At 32.2% G+C, this 625-nt stretch carries 1 protein-coding gene; it reads left to right on the top strand.

The window, feature by feature from the left end; genetic code table 11:
* Positions 1-432 (top strand): sensor histidine kinase (locus ABRT01_RS18320; protein ID WP_367749212.1); only part of this gene is annotated, 432 nt, incomplete at its 5' end.
* Positions 433-625 lie beyond the last annotated feature (193 nt).

The raw sequence follows: 625 nt of genomic DNA, 5'->3' as shown, positions 1-625 counted from the left end.
TCAGAAAACAAATCCCAATTCCGAGGATACTCTATTAATTTACACAAACTTATTGACAGTACCCATTTAGATTTAGATGATATTTTTATTGCTTATAATAAGGCAACTTCTATCGCATTAGTCATTAATGAATTAATCATTAATTGTTTTAAACATGCTTTTACGAATATGGATACTGGAACGATCCATATACAATGTAAAAACTATTATGAGCATATATTTATTTCCGTACGTGACAATGGACATGGTTTGCCAGATGATTTTGATCCTACAAAAGTAAAGAGTTTAGGGCTATCGATACTACATGGAATTGTAACAAGTGAATTTCAAGGAGAAATAAGATTCAAATCAGCAAATGGGACAAAAGTCGAAATTCTGATTCCTTTCCAAAGTTTTTCTTTAAATCAATATAGAGAAAAAGAGGAAATCTAGAACTCACCATTGGCTATTTATTATTGATGGCTGTTTTTGAATCATTACCTGTCCCGACGGAAGCATAACCCAATTCCGAGGACAGGCTAATACCCCTCTCAATTCTCGACAAATTTATGTTCAAAATTAAGGGTCAACACCAAAACCAATGGTTGATATTGATAGGTAAATATGGTAATGGTGCTAAATAAAT

This window comes from Lentibacillus sp. L22 (assembly GCF_040812445.1).
Taxonomy (GTDB): Bacteria; Bacillota; Bacilli; order Bacillales; family Amphibacillaceae; genus Lentibacillus_C; species Lentibacillus_C daqui.
This window is presented reverse-complemented; position numbering and strand designations above follow the sequence as displayed.